Origin of the sequence: Agromyces chromiiresistens (genome assembly GCF_029167465.1) — a bacterium.
Taxonomy (GTDB): Bacteria; Actinomycetota; Actinomycetes; order Actinomycetales; family Microbacteriaceae; genus Agromyces; species Agromyces chromiiresistens.
On the sequence record NZ_JARFNL010000004.1, the window covers coordinates 1,712,352 to 1,728,258 of the forward strand.

Annotated in this window: 15 protein-coding genes; 14 read left to right on the top strand and 1 reads right to left on the bottom strand. The window is 71.7% G+C overall.

The window, feature by feature from the left end; genetic code table 11:
* The first annotated feature begins 43 nt into the window (after nt 1-43).
* The 8 genes from PX701_RS15135 (at nt 44) to PX701_RS15170 (ending at nt 11,068) form a co-directional block, all read left to right on the top strand.
* Nucleotides 44-1,177 (top strand): histidinol-phosphate transaminase, encoded by a 1,134-nt coding sequence (locus PX701_RS15135; protein ID WP_275506759.1) that lies wholly within the window; start codon nt 44-46, stop codon nt 1,175-1,177.
* On the top strand, nt 1,174-1,788 hold the full coding sequence (gene hisB / locus PX701_RS15140) for an imidazoleglycerol-phosphate dehydratase HisB (RefSeq protein ID WP_231431296.1): 615 nt from the start codon (nt 1,174-1,176) through the stop codon (nt 1,786-1,788). The genes PX701_RS15135 and hisB overlap by 4 nt, the downstream gene beginning before the upstream one ends.
* A complete protein-coding gene (hisH, locus tag PX701_RS15145; protein WP_275506760.1) occupies nt 1,785-2,423 on the top strand; it encodes an imidazole glycerol phosphate synthase subunit HisH in 639 nt (212 codons plus the stop codon). Before hisB ends, hisH begins: the two co-directional genes overlap by 4 nt.
* A gap of 124 nt (nt 2,424-2,547) precedes the next feature.
* Entirely contained in the window at nt 2,548-3,294 is a 747-nt protein-coding gene (priA, locus tag PX701_RS15150; RefSeq protein ID WP_231431294.1) for a bifunctional 1-(5-phosphoribosyl)-5-((5-phosphoribosylamino)methylideneamino)imidazole-4-carboxamide isomerase/phosphoribosylanthranilate isomerase PriA, read from the top strand.
* A gap of 10 nt (nt 3,295-3,304) precedes the next feature.
* Nucleotides 3,305-4,156 (top strand): SseB family protein, encoded by an 852-nt coding sequence (locus tag PX701_RS15155; RefSeq protein WP_275506761.1) that lies wholly within the window; start codon nt 3,305-3,307, stop codon nt 4,154-4,156.
* A 123-nt stretch (nt 4,157-4,279) separates the two neighbouring features.
* The gene (locus PX701_RS15160) at nt 4,280-5,686 is read left to right on the top strand and encodes a pyridoxal phosphate-dependent decarboxylase family protein (protein WP_275506762.1); all 1,407 of its coding nucleotides are present in this window, start codon (nt 4,280-4,282) and stop codon (nt 5,684-5,686) included.
* A gap of 35 nt (nt 5,687-5,721) precedes the next feature.
* On the top strand, nt 5,722-10,275 hold the full coding sequence (locus PX701_RS15165) for an ATP-dependent helicase (RefSeq protein ID WP_275506763.1): 4,554 nt from the start codon (nt 5,722-5,724) through the stop codon (nt 10,273-10,275).
* Nucleotides 10,262-11,068, top strand: coding sequence for a DNA-formamidopyrimidine glycosylase family protein (locus PX701_RS15170; RefSeq protein WP_275506764.1), 807 nt, complete (start codon nt 10,262-10,264; stop codon nt 11,066-11,068). Before PX701_RS15165 ends, PX701_RS15170 begins: the two co-directional genes overlap by 14 nt.
* Before the next feature lie 24 nt (nt 11,069-11,092).
* On the opposite strand, the gene PX701_RS15175 is transcribed toward PX701_RS15170, so the two are convergent.
* Nucleotides 11,093-11,476 (bottom strand): DUF1844 domain-containing protein, encoded by a 384-nt coding sequence (locus PX701_RS15175; protein WP_374201166.1) that lies wholly within the window; start codon nt 11,474-11,476, stop codon nt 11,093-11,095.
* 307 nt (nt 11,477-11,783) lie between these two features.
* Here PX701_RS15175 and infC point away from each other — a divergent pair, with 307 nt between their 5' ends.
* The 6 genes from infC to PX701_RS15205 all read left to right on the top strand — a co-directional run bounded on the left by infC (nt 11,784) and on the right by PX701_RS15205 (nt 15,824).
* Nucleotides 11,784-12,404, top strand: a complete 621-nt coding sequence (gene infC / locus PX701_RS15180; protein WP_275506808.1) for a translation initiation factor IF-3 — start codon at nt 11,784-11,786, stop codon at nt 12,402-12,404.
* A 54-nt stretch (nt 12,405-12,458) separates the two neighbouring features.
* Complete coding sequence (gene rpmI, locus PX701_RS15185) at nt 12,459-12,653, top strand: 50S ribosomal protein L35 (RefSeq protein WP_231431288.1); 195 nt, start codon at nt 12,459-12,461, stop codon at nt 12,651-12,653.
* A gap of 32 nt (nt 12,654-12,685) precedes the next feature.
* On the top strand, nt 12,686-13,072 hold the full coding sequence (gene rplT / locus PX701_RS15190) for a 50S ribosomal protein L20 (protein ID WP_231431287.1): 387 nt from the start codon (nt 12,686-12,688) through the stop codon (nt 13,070-13,072).
* A gap of 101 nt (nt 13,073-13,173) precedes the next feature.
* Nucleotides 13,174-13,974 carry a TrmH family RNA methyltransferase gene (locus tag PX701_RS15195; RefSeq protein WP_231431286.1) on the top strand — a complete coding sequence of 267 codons (801 nt, stop codon included), beginning with the start codon at nt 13,174-13,176 and terminating at the stop codon, nt 13,972-13,974.
* A 90-nt stretch (nt 13,975-14,064) separates the two neighbouring features.
* Nucleotides 14,065-14,853: an amino acid ABC transporter ATP-binding protein gene (locus PX701_RS15200; RefSeq protein ID WP_231431285.1), complete on the top strand. Its 789-nt coding sequence runs from the start codon at nt 14,065-14,067 to the stop codon at nt 14,851-14,853.
* A 53-nt stretch (nt 14,854-14,906) separates the two neighbouring features.
* Nucleotides 14,907-15,824 carry a glutamate ABC transporter substrate-binding protein gene (locus PX701_RS15205; protein WP_275506765.1) on the top strand — a complete coding sequence of 306 codons (918 nt, stop codon included), beginning with the start codon at nt 14,907-14,909 and terminating at the stop codon, nt 15,822-15,824.
* Nucleotides 15,825-15,907: the final 83 nt, after the last annotated feature.

Consider the following 15,907-nt stretch of genomic DNA (forward strand, 5'->3'; position numbering starts at 1 on the left):
CGCACGCCGGGGGCGTCACGGGTCGCGTGGCTAGGCTGGTTCGGTGACGAGTCTCGACGACCTCCCCATCCGCGACGACCTCCGTGGTCGCGACCCGTACGGTGCGCCGCAGAAGGCGGTGCCCGTCGCCCTCAACGTCAACGAGAACACGCATGCCATCCCCGAGGACGTGGCGCACGACATCGTCGCCCGAGTCGCCGCCGCGATCCTCCGGTTGAACCGATACCCCGATCGCGAGTTCACCGAGCTGCGAGAGGCGCTCGCCGGCTACCTCGGCCACGGGCTCGCACCCGAGCAGATCTGGGCCGCCAACGGCTCGAACGAGGTGCTGCAGCAGGTGCTGCAGGCGTTCGGTGGGCCCGGCCGCTCGGTGCTCGGATTCGCGCCGACGTACTCCATGTACGCGCTGCTCGCCTCGGGCACGGGCACCCGCTGGATCGCCGCCGACCGCGACGACGACTTCGAGCTCAGTGCCGAGACGGCGGTCGCCGCCGTTCGCGAGCACGACCCCGACCTCGTCTTCCTCTGCGCACCGAACAATCCCACGGGCACGCCGCTGTCGCTCGACACGGTGCGTGCCGTCGCCGACGCGGCACGGGGCATCGTCGTCGTCGACGAGGCGTACTTCGAGTTCGCCGACCCCGGTGCCCCGAGTGCGCTCACGCTGCTCGAGGGGCGGCCGCGGCTCGTGGTCTCCCGCACGATGAGCAAGGCGTTCGCGTTCGCGGGCGCCCGCGTCGGCTACCTCGCCGGCGACCCCGCCACGATCGATGCCCTGCGGCTCGTGCGCCTGCCGTACCACCTCTCCGCGCTCACCCAGGCCGCCGCGCTCGGCGCGCTCGCCCATGCCGACGAGATGCTGGCGATGGTCGACGACATCCGCCGCCAGCGCGAGCGCATCACGACCGAGCTCGCGCGACTCGGCTTCGCCCCGCACCGCAGCGGATCGAACTTCGTGCTGTTCGGCGGGGTCGACGACCCGCACGCCGTGTTCGAGGGGCTGCTCGCGCGAGGCATCCTCATCAGGGAGCTCGGCATCCCCGGGCACCTGCGCGTGACTGCGGGCACCGAGGCCGAGACCACCGCCTTCCTCGAGGCGGTCGCCGTGTTCGGGCCGGCGGCCGTCGCGACGAGCAGCGCGGCCGGTGGCGCCACCGAGAATAGGATCGAGTCATGACCGCCCAGCCCCGATCGCGCACCGCGCGCGTGCAGCGCGAGACGAGCGAATCGAGCATCGACCTGTCGATCGACCTCGACGGCTCGGGCTCGAGCGACATCGAGACCGGCGTGCCGTTCTACGACCACCTGCTCACCGCGTTCGCGAAGCACTCGCTCACCGACCTCACCGTGCGCGCGTCGGGAGACCTTCACATCGACGTGCATCACACCGTCGAAGACACCGGCATCGTGCTGGGGCAGGCGATCCGCGAGGCGCTCGGCGACAAGCGCGGCATCTCGCGCTACGGCGACGCGCTCGTGCCGCTCGACGAGGCGCTCGCGCAGGCGGTCGTCGACATCTCGGGGCGGCCGTTCCTCGTGCACACCGGTGAGCCGGAGGGCTTCGAGTTCCACCTCATCGGCGGTCACTTCACGGGCTCGATGGTGCGGCACGTCTTCGAGGCGATCGCCTTCAACGCCGGGCTCACCGTGCACGTCACGGTGCTCGGCGGGCGCGACCCGCACCACATCGCCGAGGCCGAGTTCAAGGCCTTCGCGCGCGCATTCCGGCAGGCGAAGGCGCTCGACCCGCTCGTCAGCGGCATCCCGTCGACCAAGGGTGCGCTGTGAGCCGCAACCGGCGCGTCGTGGTGCTCGACTACGGGTCGGGCAACGTGCACTCGGCCGCGAAGGCGCTCGAACGCGCTGGCGCGGAGGTCGAGGTCACGGCCTCACGTGCAGCGGCGATGGAGGCCGACGGCCTCGTCGTGCCCGGCGTGGGCGCGTTCAAGGCCGTCATGGACCAGCTCCGCGCGGTGCGCGGCGACGAGATCATCGACCGGCGCCTCGCCGGCGGCCGGCACGTGCTCGGCATCTGCGTCGGCATGCAGGTGCTCTTCGAGCACGGCGTCGAACGCGGCGTCGACACCGAGGGGCTCGGAGAGTGGCCCGGGGCCGTCACCGAGCTTCCGGCCGAGGTGCTGCCGCACATGGGCTGGAACACCGTCGTGCCCGACGCGGGCTCGGTGCTGTTCGACGGCATCGAAGACGAGCGCTTCTACTTCGTGCATTCGTTCGCGGCGCAGTCGTGGCACCTCGACGTGATGCCGCCGTTCCCGCAGCCGAAGCTGACCTGGGCCGAGCACGGCGGGCGCTTCCTCGCCGCGGTCGAGAACGGTCCGCTGTCGGCGACGCAGTTCCACCCAGAGAAGTCGTCGGACGCGGGCATCCAGCTGCTCTCGAACTGGCTCGGCGCACTCGCCTGAGTCATCCGACCGTCATGCGACACGTCGCGCGCGGCGCGGGCGACTATGATCCTGTGACTGTGCCGGCCGTCACTGCGCCGGGTGAAACACGGCCGACGGCGTATCGCGATCGAGGACAGTAGTGATGAGTGAGTTCAACAAGACCCCCGGCCTCGTGCTGCTGCCGGCCGTCGACGTCGCGGGCGGCAAGGCCGTCCGCCTGACGAAGGGCGAGGCCGGCACCGAGACGAGCTACGGCGATCCGGTCGACGCGGCCGTGGACTGGGCCGACCAGGGCGCCGAGTGGATCCACCTCGTCGACCTCGACGCGGCGTTCGGCCGGGGTTCGAACGGCGGCATCCTGAAGAAGGTCATCCGCCAGGTGCGCGGCGTGAACGTCGAGCTGTCGGGCGGGATCCGCGACGACGAGTCGCTCGAGCACGCCCTCGAGATCGGCGCCAAGCGCATCAACCTCGGCACCGCAGCCCTCGAGAACCCCGAGTGGGCCGCCTCGGTCATCGCCCAGTACGGCGAGGCCATCGCCGTCGGCCTCGACGTGCGCGGGACGACGCTCGCCGCCCGCGGCTGGACGAAGGACGGCGGCGACCTGTGGCAGGTCATGGACCGGCTCGAAGAGGCGGGTGCCGCGCGCTACGTCGTGACCGACGTCACGAAGGACGGCACGCTGCAGGGCCCGAACGTCGAGCTCCTGCGCCAGGTGATGGACCGCACGCACCGCCCCGTCGTCGCCTCCGGCGGCATCTCGAGCCTCGACGACCTCGCCACGCTGCGCGAGCTCGTGCCGCTCGGCCTCGAGGGCGCGATCGTCGGCAAGGCCCTGTACGCCGGCGCCTTCACGCTCGCCGAGGCCCTCGACGTCGCGAGCAACTGAGCCGGCGCGCATGACCGCTGATCTCGGCAACGCTGCGGACGACGAGGATGCCTCGGGCACGACGCCCGGCGGCACCGCGAGGCCGCTTCCCGCGCATCTCGCGGATTCTGCGGGGGTACCGTGGGCGGGCCGGGCGTTCGACGAGAACCCGCACGCGGGCGACGACGGCTCGATCCCGGCCGCCCTCGGTGCCGCGCTGCGTGCATTCCACGACGGAGACGGCTCACAGGCCGGTGTCGTCGCCGCGTTCGGCGCCTCGAGGCTGCTGATCCCGCTGCTCGCCGAGCTCGGCGACGGGGGAGCGGAGACCGGCGCGCACGGCCACGCCGTCGACAAGAGCCAGGAACTCTCGATCGTGACGGTCGACGGGCCCGACGGGCGTCGCGTGCTGCCGGTGTTCTCGTCGGTGGACACGATGCGCGCCTGGAGCCCGGTCGCCCGTCCTGTGCCCGCCGACGGCGTCCGGGTGGCGCTCGCCGCGGCCGACGACGGCACCGAGCTCGTCGTGCTCGACCCGGCATCGCCGGGCGAGTTCGTGCTGCGCCGACCCGCCGTGTGGGCGGTCGCCCAGCAGAAGCCGTGGACGCCGCCCTTCGACGACGAGGCCGTGCGCCGGGCGTTCGAGCGCTCGATCGGCAGCGAGCTCGCCGTGCTCGGCGTCGACCTCGCCGCAGGCGACCCGCTCGCGCGGCTCGCCGGGCCCGAGCTCGTCGTGACGCTGCGGCTCGTCGACGGACTCACCCGTGAGGAGCTCGATGCCACGACTGCTCGGCTCGCGCGGCGCTGGGCGGAGGACGACGCGATCGCGACCGGGGTCGACTCGCTCGCCGTGCGACTCGTCGGCGGTCGTCGCGACGCCTGAGCGTGCGGAAGCAGGCAGTGCCGCCTCAGCCGTGCGCGATCCCGCCCGAACTGGGCATTGACCGCGGGAGCATCGCGGAGCATCATCTGGAACGCGCACGTGTGCGCGGGAGTCAGGTGGAACATGGCCGAGCGACCGTCGGCCGCCGGAGCGCGGCGACCCGAATACGACCGACCGCTGGAGATCGCGTCCGACCGGGCGAGACGCTGGCTCGACGGCGTCGCCGAACGTCCGATCCCGCCCGAGATCGATGCCGATGCAGCGAAGGAACGGCTGGGTCGGGCGCTGCCGAGCCGCGGTGAACCGGCAGCACAGGTGGTCGAGCGGTTGGCCGACGGCGTCGAACCGGGACTGCTCGGCATCGGCTCGCCGCGCTTCTTCGGTTGGGTGATGGGCGGGGTGCAACCGGTCGCCCTCGCCGCCGACTGGCTCGTCTCGGCGTGGGACCAGAACACCGGGCTGCGGTTCGCGACGCCCGGCGTCGCCGCGGTCGAGGAGCTCGCAGGGGAGTGGATCGTCGATCTGCTCGGCCTGCCCGCCGGGTCGGCGGTCGGCTTCACCACCGGGGCCACGATGGCGCATTTCGTCGGGCTCGCGACCGGTCGCGACGAACTCCTGCGGAGGGCCGGCTGGGATGCGGCGCAGGACGGCGTCTTCGGAGCGCCGCGCGTGCGCTTCGTCGTGGGCGCCGAACGGCACGGTACGGTCGACCTCGCCGGGCGCTACCTCGGCCTCGGGGCACCGGTCGTCGCCGCCGCGGACGACGAGGGGCGCATCGACGTCGGCGCGCTCGGAGCGGTGCTCGCCGCCGATCCCGATCCGGCGATCGTCGTCCTCCAGGCGGGCAACATCCATTCCGGATCGTTCGACGACTTCGCCCGGGCGATCGAGGTCGCGCACGAGGCCGGCGCCTGGGTGCACGTCGACGGCGCCTTCGGGCTGTGGGCGGGAGCCAGCCCGCGCCTGCGGCACCTCGTCGCGGGGTACGAGGCGGCCGACTCGTGGTCGACCGATGCGCACAAGACGCTCAGCGTGCCGTACGACTGCGGCATCGCGATCGTGCGCGACGAGCACGCGATGCAGCGGGCGCTGAGCATGCATGCGAGCTACCTGCAGGCGAGCGACGCCGTCGCCGACCCGCACGAGCGGGTGCCGGAGCTTTCGCGGCGTGCTCGCGGCGTTCCGACGTGGGCGGTGCTGCGCGCCCTCGGGCGCGAGGGCGTCTCCGAGCTCGTCGAACGGCTCGTCGACTCCGCGAAGCGGATCGCCGTCGGCGTCGCTCGCCTGCCAGGCGTGGAGGTGCTGAACGACGTCGTCTTCACCCAGGTGTGCCTCGCGCTCGCCGACGATGCGGCGACGGAGGCGCTCTCGTCCCGGCTCTGGGAGGAGGGTGAGGTGCTCGCGATGACGTCGCGGTGGCGCGATCGCGCGGTCGTGCGGTTCTCGGTGAGCAACTGGGCGACCGACGCCACCGAGGCCGATCGCACGGTCGCCGCCGTCGCCCGCGCCCTCGCCGCAGACCCGCGCTGAGAACGGTTGTCGGCGGCATCGGATTGAATGGAGCCATGACCGATGCGCTTGCGGCCTTCTCGGAGGCGACGCGCACGTGGTTCGCCGAGGCGTTCCGCGCGCCCACCGCGGTGCAGCAGGGCGCCTGGCGGGCGATCGGGGGCGGCGCCCACGCGCTCGTCGTCGCTCCCACCGGATCGGGCAAGACCCTGTCGGCGTTCCTCTCGGCGATCGACCGGCTCACGACCGAGCCCGCAGCCGAGCCCGGTACCCGGGTGCTCTACCTGTCGCCGCTCAAGGCGCTCGGCGTCGACGTCGAGCGCAACCTCCGCGCGCCGCTCACCGGCATCGCCCGCGTCGCCGAGCGCCTCGGCGCCACGCCGCCGAGCGTGAGCGTCGGGGTGCGCTCGGGCGACACGCCCGCGAACGAGCGTCGGGCGCTGCTGCGCACGCCGCCCGACATCCTCATCACGACGCCCGAGTCGCTCTTCCTCATGCTGACCTCGCAGGCGCGTGAGACGTTGCGCTCGATCGAGACCGTCATCGTCGACGAGATCCACGCGGTCGCCGGCACGAAGCGCGGTGCGCACCTCGCACTGTCGCTTGAGCGCCTCGACGCGCTGCTCGAGCGTCCGGCCCAGCGCATCGGGCTCTCGGCGACCGTGCGGCCCGTCGAAGAGGTGGCCCGGTTCCTCTGCGCGAGCGCACCGGTCGAGGTCGTCGCGCCGCCGGCCGACAAGCGATTCGACCTGCGCGTGGTCGTGCCCGTCGAAGACATGGCGCAACTGCCCGCGAACGACGATGCGACGGGCTCGATCTGGCCGCACGTCGAACAGGCGATCCTCGATCGCGTGCTCGAGCACCGCTCCTCGATCGTCTTCGCGAACTCGAGGCGGTTGGCCGAGCGGCTCACCGCCCGCCTGAACGAACTGCACCTCGACGAGCTCGAACGCGCCGAGCTCGTCACCGCGGCGGCCGCGGCCGGGCCCCCGGCGGCACTCATGGCGCAGTCGGGCCAGACCGTCGGTGCGCCGGCCGTCATCGCCCGCGCCCATCATGGCTCGGTCAGCAAAGAGCAGCGCGCCGACATCGAAGACGACCTGAAGTCGGGGCGGCTGCGCTGCGTCGTGGCGACCTCGAGCCTCGAGCTCGGCATCGACATGGGCGCGGTCGACCTCGTCGTGCAGGTCGAGGCGCCGCCCTCCGTCGCGAGCGGGCTCCAGCGGCTGGGGCGCGCGGGGCACCAGGTCGGCGAGGTGTCGCGCGGCGTCATGTTCCCCAAGCACCGAGCCGACCTCGTGCACACGGCGGTCGCGGCCGAACGCATGCTCGGTGGGCTCATCGAGACCATGCGGGTGCCGGCGAACCCGCTCGACATCCTCGCCCAGCAGACGATCGCGGCCGCAGCCGTCGACGAACTCGACGTCGAGGGCTGGTTCGCGACCGTGCGCCGCGCGGCCCCGTTCGCGACGCTGCCGCGCTCGGCCTACGAGGCGACGCTCGACCTCCTCGCGGGCCGATATCCGTCGGACCGCTTCGGCGAGCTCCGGCCGCGCGTCGTCTGGGACCGCGAGGCCGGCGTCGTGACCGGGCGCCCCGGGGCGCAGCGGCTCGCCGTCACGAGCGGCGGCACCATCCCCGACCGGGGCATGTTCGGCGTCTTCCTCGTCGGCGGCGACGAGACCACCGGCCGCCGCGTCGGCGAGCTCGACGAGGAGATGGTCTACGAGTCGCGCGTCGGCGACGTCTTCGCGCTGGGCGCGACGAGCTGGCGCATCCAGGAGATCACGTTCGACCGCGTCAACGTCGTGCCGGCCTTCGGCCAGCCGGGCCGCGTCCCCTTCTGGAAGGGCGACGGGCTCGGGCGGCCCGTCGAGCTCGGCCGCGCGCTCGGAGCGTTCATGCGCGAGGTGTCGACGGCGACCGAGCCCGAGGCTCGCTCGCGCATCGCGGCCTCCGGGCTCGACGAGAACGCCACCACGAACCTCATCGCCTTCCTCGCCGACCAGGCGCGCGCCACGGGGGCGGTGCCGAGCGATCGCACCCTCGTGGTCGAGCGCACCCGCGACGAGCTGGGCGACTGGCGCGTCATCCTGCACTCGCCGTTCGGCATGCCCGTGCACGCGCCGTGGGCGCTCGCCGTCGCGGCGCGGGTGCGCGAGCGGCACGGGGTCGACGGCGCCGCGGTCGCGGCCGACGACGGCATCATCGTGCGCATCCCCGACACGGGCGACGAGCCGCCCGGCGCCGACCTCTTCCGCTTCGAGGCGGCCGAGCTCGAGCAGCTCGTCACCGACGAGGTCGGCGGTTCGGCGCTGTTCGCGAGTCGATTCCGCGAGTGCGCGGCGCGCGCCCTGCTGCTGCCTCACTACCAGCCCGGGCGCCGGTCACCGCTCTGGCAGCAGCGGCAGAAGGCGGCGCAGCTGCTCGAGGTCGCGAGCGCGTTCCCGACCTTCCCGATCATCCTCGAGACGGTGCGCGAAGTGCTGCAAGACGTCTACGACGTGCCGGGCCTCGTCGAGATCGCCGCCGACCTCGCCGCGCGCCGGGTGCGCCTCGTCGAGACCACGACCGAGTCGCCGAGCCCGTTCGCGAGCACGCTGCTGTTCGGCTACGTCGGCGCGTTCATGTACGAGGGCGACTCGCCGCTCGCCGAGCGCCGCGCCGCGGCCCTCGCGATCGACCAGTCGCTGCTCGGCGAGCTGCTCGGCCGGGTCGAGCTGCGCGAGCTCCTCGACCCCGGCGTCATCGAGCAGACCGAGCGCGAGCTCCAACGCCTCGATCCCGAGCGCCGTGCTCGGGGCACGGAGGGCGTCGCCGACCTGTTGATGGCGCTCGGCCCGCTCACCGACGACGAGATCGCCGTGCGAGTCGATGAGTCGACCGACCCGGCGTCGGCCGTGGCCGAGCTCGTCGCGGCGCGGCGAGCCGTGCGCGTCGGGTTCGCCGGTCGCGAGCGCCTCGCCGCCGTCGAAGACGTGGGCCGCCTCCGCGACGCCCTCGGCGTTCCGGTGCCACCGGGCGTGGCCGTCGCGTTCGGCGAGCACGTGGCCGACCCGATGGGCGACCTCATCAGCCGGTACGCCCGCACCCACGGACCGTTCGCCGTCGACGAGGTCGCCGACCGGTTCGGAATCGGGGTGGCGGTGGCACGGGCCGCGCTACGCCGACTGGCCGACGAACGGAGGGTCGTCGAGGGCGAGTTCCGCCCCCACGGCACGTCGACCGAGTGGTGCGACGCCGAGGTGCTGCGGCGGCTCCGTCGGCGCTCGCTCGCGGCCCTCCGGCACGAGATCGAGCCGGTGCCCCAGCGCGCCCTCGCGCGGTTCGTGCCGGCATGGCAGCAGGTCGGCGGCGGGTTGAGGGGCATCGACGGGGTCGCGAGCACGATCGAACAGCTCGAGGGGGTGCGCCTGCCCGCCTCGGCCTGGGAGTCGCTCGTCCTGCCGTCGCGTGTCGCCGACTACAGCCCCGCCATGCTCGACGAGCTCATGGCGAGCGGGGAGGTGCTGTGGGCCGGCGCCGGAGAACTCGCCGGCGACGACGGCTGGATCACCCTGCACTCGGCCGAGACGGCACCGCTCACGCTGGCCCCGCCGATCGACACCGACCTCACGCCGCTCCAGCGCGAGGTGCTGGTCGCACTCGGGTCGGGCGGCGCGTTCTTCTTCCGTCAGCTCGCCGACGCCGTCGGCGCCTTCGGCACCGTGCCGTCCGAGTTCGGCGAGGCCCCCGTCGACGACGGCGCCCTCGTCGAGGCGCTCTGGGGCCTCGTCTGGGCGGGTCTCGTCACGAACGACACCTTCTCGCCCGTGCGGGCGCTCACGAGCGGCGGGCGCAGCGCGCACAAGGCATCGCGACCGGTACCCAGGGCGCGGATGCTGCGGGGCCGGTCCCTCCCGCGGGCGACGATGCCGAGTCGCACCGGCCCGCCGTCGGTCGCCGGTCGATGGTCGATCCTGCCGGTGGCCGATTCCGACCCCACCCGCCGCGCCCACGCGCTCGGTGAGATGCTGCTCGACCGCTACGGCGTCGTCACGCGCGGCGCCGCCGTCGCAGAGGGCGTGGTCGGCGGCTTCGCGCTCGTCTACAAGACCCTCAGCGGCTTCGAGGAATCCGGTCGCGCCCGCCGTGGGTACTTCGTCGAGCGCCTCGGCGCCGCCCAGTTCGCAGCGCCGGGGGCCGTCGACCGACTGCGGAGCCATTCCGACCTCGACACGCGCGACGCCGACGCGCCCAGGGTGCTCGCACTCGCCGCGACCGACCCGGCGAACGCCTACGGCGCTGCGCTGCCGTGGCCCGACCCCCCGGGCGAGAGCTCGCATCGGGCTGCGCGAAAGGCCGGTGCGATCGTCGTGGTCGCCGACGGCGAGCTGGTCGCCTATGTCGAGCGCGGCGGCAAGACCGTGCTCGTCTACACCGAGGACGACGAGCTCCTCGCGCTCGCCGCGGGGTCGGTCGCGAGCCTCGTCACGGCGGGGCGGGTGCGGCGGATCGCGGTGGAGTCGGTGAACGGCGCGTTCGTGCTCGGCACCCCGTTCGGGGCGGCTCTGCGGGCGGCGGGGTTCGGGGAGACGCCGAGGGGACTGCGACTCGATGCCCGAAGGTGACTCCGTCTTCCAGGTCGCCGCGATGCTGCGTCCGGTGCTCGCGGGGCACGAGTTCGCCCGAACCGACTTCCGGGTGCCCCGCTACGCCACGGTCGACCTGGCGGGCGAGCGCGTCGACGAGGTCGTGAGCCGCGGCAAGCACTTGCTCATCCGCACGCCCGGGCACACCATCCGCACCCACCTCAAGATGGAGGGCGAGTGGCGCGTGTTCGCGTCGGGGGAGCGGTGGACGAAGCCGGCCCACCGGGCGCGTGTCGTGCTCGCCACGACCGAGGCGGAGGTCGTCGGATTCGACCTCGGCGAGGTCGAGGTCGTCCCGCGTGCGGAAGACGCCGCGATGCTCGCCCACCTCGGCCCCGACCTGCTCGACCCCGGCTGGCGGCCTCAGCACACGGCTGAGGCCGTCCGTCGCCTCGGCGAGCACCCCGAGGTGCCGGTCGCGGTCGCCCTGCTCGACCAGCGCAACCTGGCCGGGCTCGGCAACGTGTACGTCAACGAGCTGTGCTTCCTGCGGGGTGTCCGCCCCCACCGCCCGGTCGGCGAGGTGACCGACCCCGCAGGAGTCGTCGATCTCGGCCGCCGCCTCATCGTCGCGAATCGCGACCGGCGTGCGCGGGTGACCACCGGCGTCGACCGGCGCGGGCAGCGGCTCTGGGTCTACGGCCGTGGCGGCGAGCCCTGCCGGCGCTGCCGCACGACGATCGAGCGGGGCGAACTCGGTCGAGCACGAGCGGATTCGGTCACCGACCCGCAGGAGCGCGTCGTCTTCTGGTGCCCGAGCTGCCAGCGCTGACCGCGCGCGAGCTTCGGGCGTCCGTCAGCTGACCGGGCCGGTCCACTTCTCGCCGGGACCTTGCCCGATCGCGTCGGGGATGGGCGACGCCTCGCGGAAGGCGAGCTGCAGCGAGCGCAGTCCGTCGCGGAGCGACCGCGCGTGCATGTCGCTGATCTCGGGGGCGCCCGCCGTGATGAGCCCGGCGAGGGCGTTGATGAGCTTGCGCGCCTCGTCGAGGTCGAGCTGCGAGTCGGGGTCGTCGGCGAGGCCGACCTTGACGGCCGCCGCGCTCATGAGATGGACCGCCGTGGTCGTGATGATCTCGACGGCCGGCACCTCGGCGATGTCGCGCGTCGCCCCCTCGACCTCGCCGGCGACCGTCTCGTCGTACGCGACGCGTTCGGCCGCGTGATCGTCGGCGACGATCCGCTCGGACTCGGGGGTGGACTCGTCGAAACCCGCGTCGGCGGGCGAATTCCAGGTCACAGACATCCTCTGCTAGACTACTTCGGGCTCCGGGGCTTCTCCCCGGTACGAAAGTGGAGATCCTCCCACCCGCGCATACCGCTTCATCAAGGTTACCGGGTCGATTGCACTCCGCTTCCACGCCGCCGATCGCGAGATCGACGTGTGGAAGTAGACAGGGTGCCGTATGAGCCGCGGTGAGAATCCGCGCGAATACGTGAATCTCCTCCTTCGGCGCATGAAACAGCTTGAGTAGAGGAGTACACGCATCAGCGATCCGCGTACCAACGACCGTATCCGTGTTCCCGAGGTCCGCCTCGTGGGTCCTGGCGGAGAGCAGGTCGGCGTCGTGAAGATCGAGGTGGCCCTGCGGCTCGCGCAGGAGGCCGACCTCGACCTCGTCGAGGTCGCACCGAACTCGCGTCCGCCGGTCGTCAAGATCATGGACTACGGCAAGTACAAGTACGAGGCTGCGCAGAAGGCGAAAGAGGCCCGGCGCAACCAGGCGAACACCATCCTCAAAGAGGTCCGGTTCCGCCTCAAGATCGACAAGCACGACTACGAGACCAAGATGAAGCGCGCCGTCGGCTTCCTGAAGGCCGGCGACAAGGTCAAGGCGATGATCCTCTTCCGCGGCCGCGAGCAGTCGCGTCCCGAGATGGGTGTCCGCCTCCTCCAGCGCTTCGCGGAAGACGTGGCGGAGTTCGGCACGGTCGAGCACAACCCCACGATCGACGGCCGCAACATGGTCATGGTCATCGCGCCCCTGAAGAACAAGTCCGAGGCCAAGGCCGAGGCGAATGCACAGCGTGCTGCGGCGAAGGCCCGGCCGGCGGCGGAAGCCACGGCCGAGTCCGACTCGCAGACGGCCGAGCCGACCGAGGCGTAGGCCGAACACCCCGTCCGTCACCCGCGTGACGGCAGAACCAAGGAGAAACACGAGATGCCGAAGCAGAAGACCCACTCCGGGTCCAAGAAGCGCTTCAAGATCACCGGCACCGGCAAGATCAAGAAGCAGCAGGCCGGTATGCGCCACAACCTCGAGGGCAAGTCCTCGGTGCGCACGCGCCGTCTGAACCAGGACAAGGTCGCCTCGGCGCCCGACACCAAGGTCATCAAGAAGCTTCTCGGCCGCTGAGCCGCGAGACCCGCTAAGGAAGAAACAGAGTCATGGCAAGAGTGAAGCGCGCTGTCAATGCGCACAAGAAGCGTCGGGTCATCCTCGAGCGCGCCGAGGGCTACCGCGGTCAGCGGTCGCGCCTCTACCGCAAGGCGAAGGAGCAGGTCACCCACTCCCTCGTCTACTCGTACAACGACCGTCGCAAGAAGAAGGGCGACTTCCGTCGCCTGTGGATCCAGCGGATCAACGCGGCCTCGCGTCAGAACGGCCTCACCTACAACCGCCTCATCCAGGGCCTCGGCCTGGCCGGCGTCGAGGTCGACCGTCGCATCCTCGCCGAGCTCGCGGTGAACGAGCCCGCCACGTTCGCGGCGCTCGTCGAGACCGCGAAGAAGGCGCTGCCTGCCGACACCTCGGCCCCGAAGACCGCCGCGTAAGCGCGACCTTCCGTCTCGAACGGCCCGGCACCCCAGGTGCCGGGCCGTTCGTCGTCCGAGGGATGCCGCAGCCGGGGCATCCCCTTGAATAGACTGGGACCATGCTCGAGAACCCCCGCTCGCCACGCGTCCGCGCTGTCGCGAAGCTCGCCAAGAAGGCGGCGAGAGCCGAGAGCGGGTTGTTCCTGCTCGAGGGACCGCAGGCCGTCGCCGAGGCGCTCGAGTTCCGTCCCGAGCTCCTCGTCGAGCTCTTCGCCACGCCGACCGCGCTCGATCGGTACCCCGAGATCGCCGAGGCGGCCGTCCGCGCCGGGCTCACCGCCCAGTACGTCACCGAAGAGGTGCTCGCGTCGATGGCCGACACGGTCACCCCGCAGGGATTCGCCGCCGTGTGCCGGCAGTTCCCGACCGCAGTGAAAGACGTGTTCGCGGCGTCCCCGAAGCTCATCGCGATCCTCGAAGAGGTGCGCGACCCCGGCAACGCCGGCACGATCGTGCGCGCGGCCGACGCCGCCGGCGCCGACGCGGTCATCATGACGGGCCGTGCCGTCGACCTCTACAACCCGAAGGTCGTGCGCTCGTCGACCGGATCGATCTTCCACCTCCCGGTCGCGATCGGCGCCGACCTCGACGACGTGCTCGAACGCGCGCGCGCGGCCGGGCTCACAGTCCTCGCCGCCGACGTCAAGGGCGAAGACCTGCTCGCAGCACGCAACGACGGCGTCCTCGCGAAGCCGACCGCCTGGCTCTTCGGCAACGAGGCGCGGGGTCTGCCCGACGAGCAGCTCGCGCTCGCCGACCGGATCGTCACCGTGCCGATCTACGGGCACGCGGAGTCGATGAACCTCGCCACGGCGGCCTCGGTGTGCCTCTACGAGAGCGCTTTCGCGCAGCGCAGCTGATCATCGAGCCGGCCCCGTCTGGTCACGAATCGGTAAACGCGCCGCGAATGCTCTAGTGGCGAGGGCCGAAGTCTCCCTAGTTTTGGGGGTATGCAACCGAGTGATCAGTCCCCGCCGACGTCGAACATCTCGGCGCGGCGCGGTGAGCCGCTCGTGGTCGTCGACCACGTCGAGAAGCACTACGGCCAGTTCCACGCCCTGAAGGACGTGTCGCTCACGGTGCACAGGGGCGAAGTCGTCGTCGTGATCGGCCCGTCGGGGTCGGGCAAGTCGACGCTCTGCCGCACGATCAACCGCCTCGAGACGTTCACGACCGGGTCGATCCGCATCGACGGCGACGAACTGCCGCAGGAGGGCAAGGAGCTCGCGGCGCTGCGCGCCGACGTCGGCATGGTGTTCCAGTCGTTCAACCTCTTCGCACACCTGACCGTGCTCGACAACGTCACCCTCGGGCCGATCAAGGTGAAGCACCAGTCGAAGGCCGATGCCGAGCGGGCGGCGAAGGTGCTGCTCGATCGCGTCGGTGTCGGCGAGCAGGCCGACAAGCTGCCGGCGCAGCTCTCGGGCGGGCAGCAGCAGCGCGTGGCGATCGCCCGCGCCCTGGCGATGAATCCGAAGGTCATGCTCTTCGACGAGCCGACGAGCGCCCTCGACCCCGAGATGATCAACGAGGTGCTCGACGTCATGGTCGGCCTCGCGCAAGACGGCATGACCATGGTCGTCGTCACGCACGAGATGGGGTTCGCGCGCAAGGCGGCCGACCGCGTCGTGTTCATGGCCGACGGGCAGATCGTCGAGGAGTCGACGCCCGAGGAGTTCTTCACGAATGCGCAGAGCGCCCGTGCGAAGGACTTCCTCTCCAAGCTCATCACCCACTAGACGTCCGCGCTCGGCGCGGCGACCGTACCGGATTCGACACCAGGAGGACAAAGATGCGCAGGACAACACGAATCGCCGGTGCGCTGGCGGGCATCGCCGTCGCGGCGCTCGCACTCAGTGCGTGCAACAGTGGCAGCCCGGGCGACTCCGGCACCGACGGTGCGACGGACGATGCCGGCGGCGACACCGCACTGTGGGAGGTGGCCACCGATGTGCAGCTCGAGGGCAGCCCCACGTTCGACGCCATGACCGACCGCGGCAAGGTCGTCATCGGCGTGAAGAACGACCAGCCGGGCCTCGGCTACGAAGACGCCGCGTCCGGTGAGCGCAGCGGATTCGACATCGGCATCGCCCAGTGGATCGCGGCCTCGCTCGGCTTCGACGAAGACCAGATCGAGTACCAGACCATCCCGTCGGCGAACCGCGAGCAGGCGCTCGTGAACGGCGACATCGACTACTACGTCGGCACGTACTCGATCACCGACAAGCGCAAGGAGCAGATCGACTTCGCCGGCCCGTACTTCATCACCGGCCAGGGCCTGCTCGTCGCCGCCGACAACGAGGACATCAACGGCCCCGACGACCTCGAGGGCAAGATCGTCTGCTCGGTGACGGGTTCGACGCCGCTGCAGCGCATCCGCGACGAGTACAACCCCGGCGACACGGTCGAGTACGACACGTACTCGCAGTGCGTCGAGCAGCTGAAGGCCAGCGCGGTCGACGCGATCACGACCGACGAGGCGATCCTCGCGGGCTACGTCGCGCAGGACCCCGACGCGCTGAAGATCGCGGGCGAGCCGTTCAGCGAGGAGCGCTACGGCGTCGGCCTCCAGAAGGGCGACGCGGCACTGCAGGAGCACATCAACGCGCTGTTCACCGACGGCAACGACGTCTGGCAGGCGCTGTTCGACGAGAACCTCGCGCCGGCCGGCATCTCGGGCGAGCAGCCCGAGGTCGACCCGACGAGTTGATCACCCGGGGCGGGGTCGCAGAGCGCCCCCGCCCCGTTCCCGGCACCGCAACCGAAGCGTCCGACCCGCACTGAAGGGAGCAC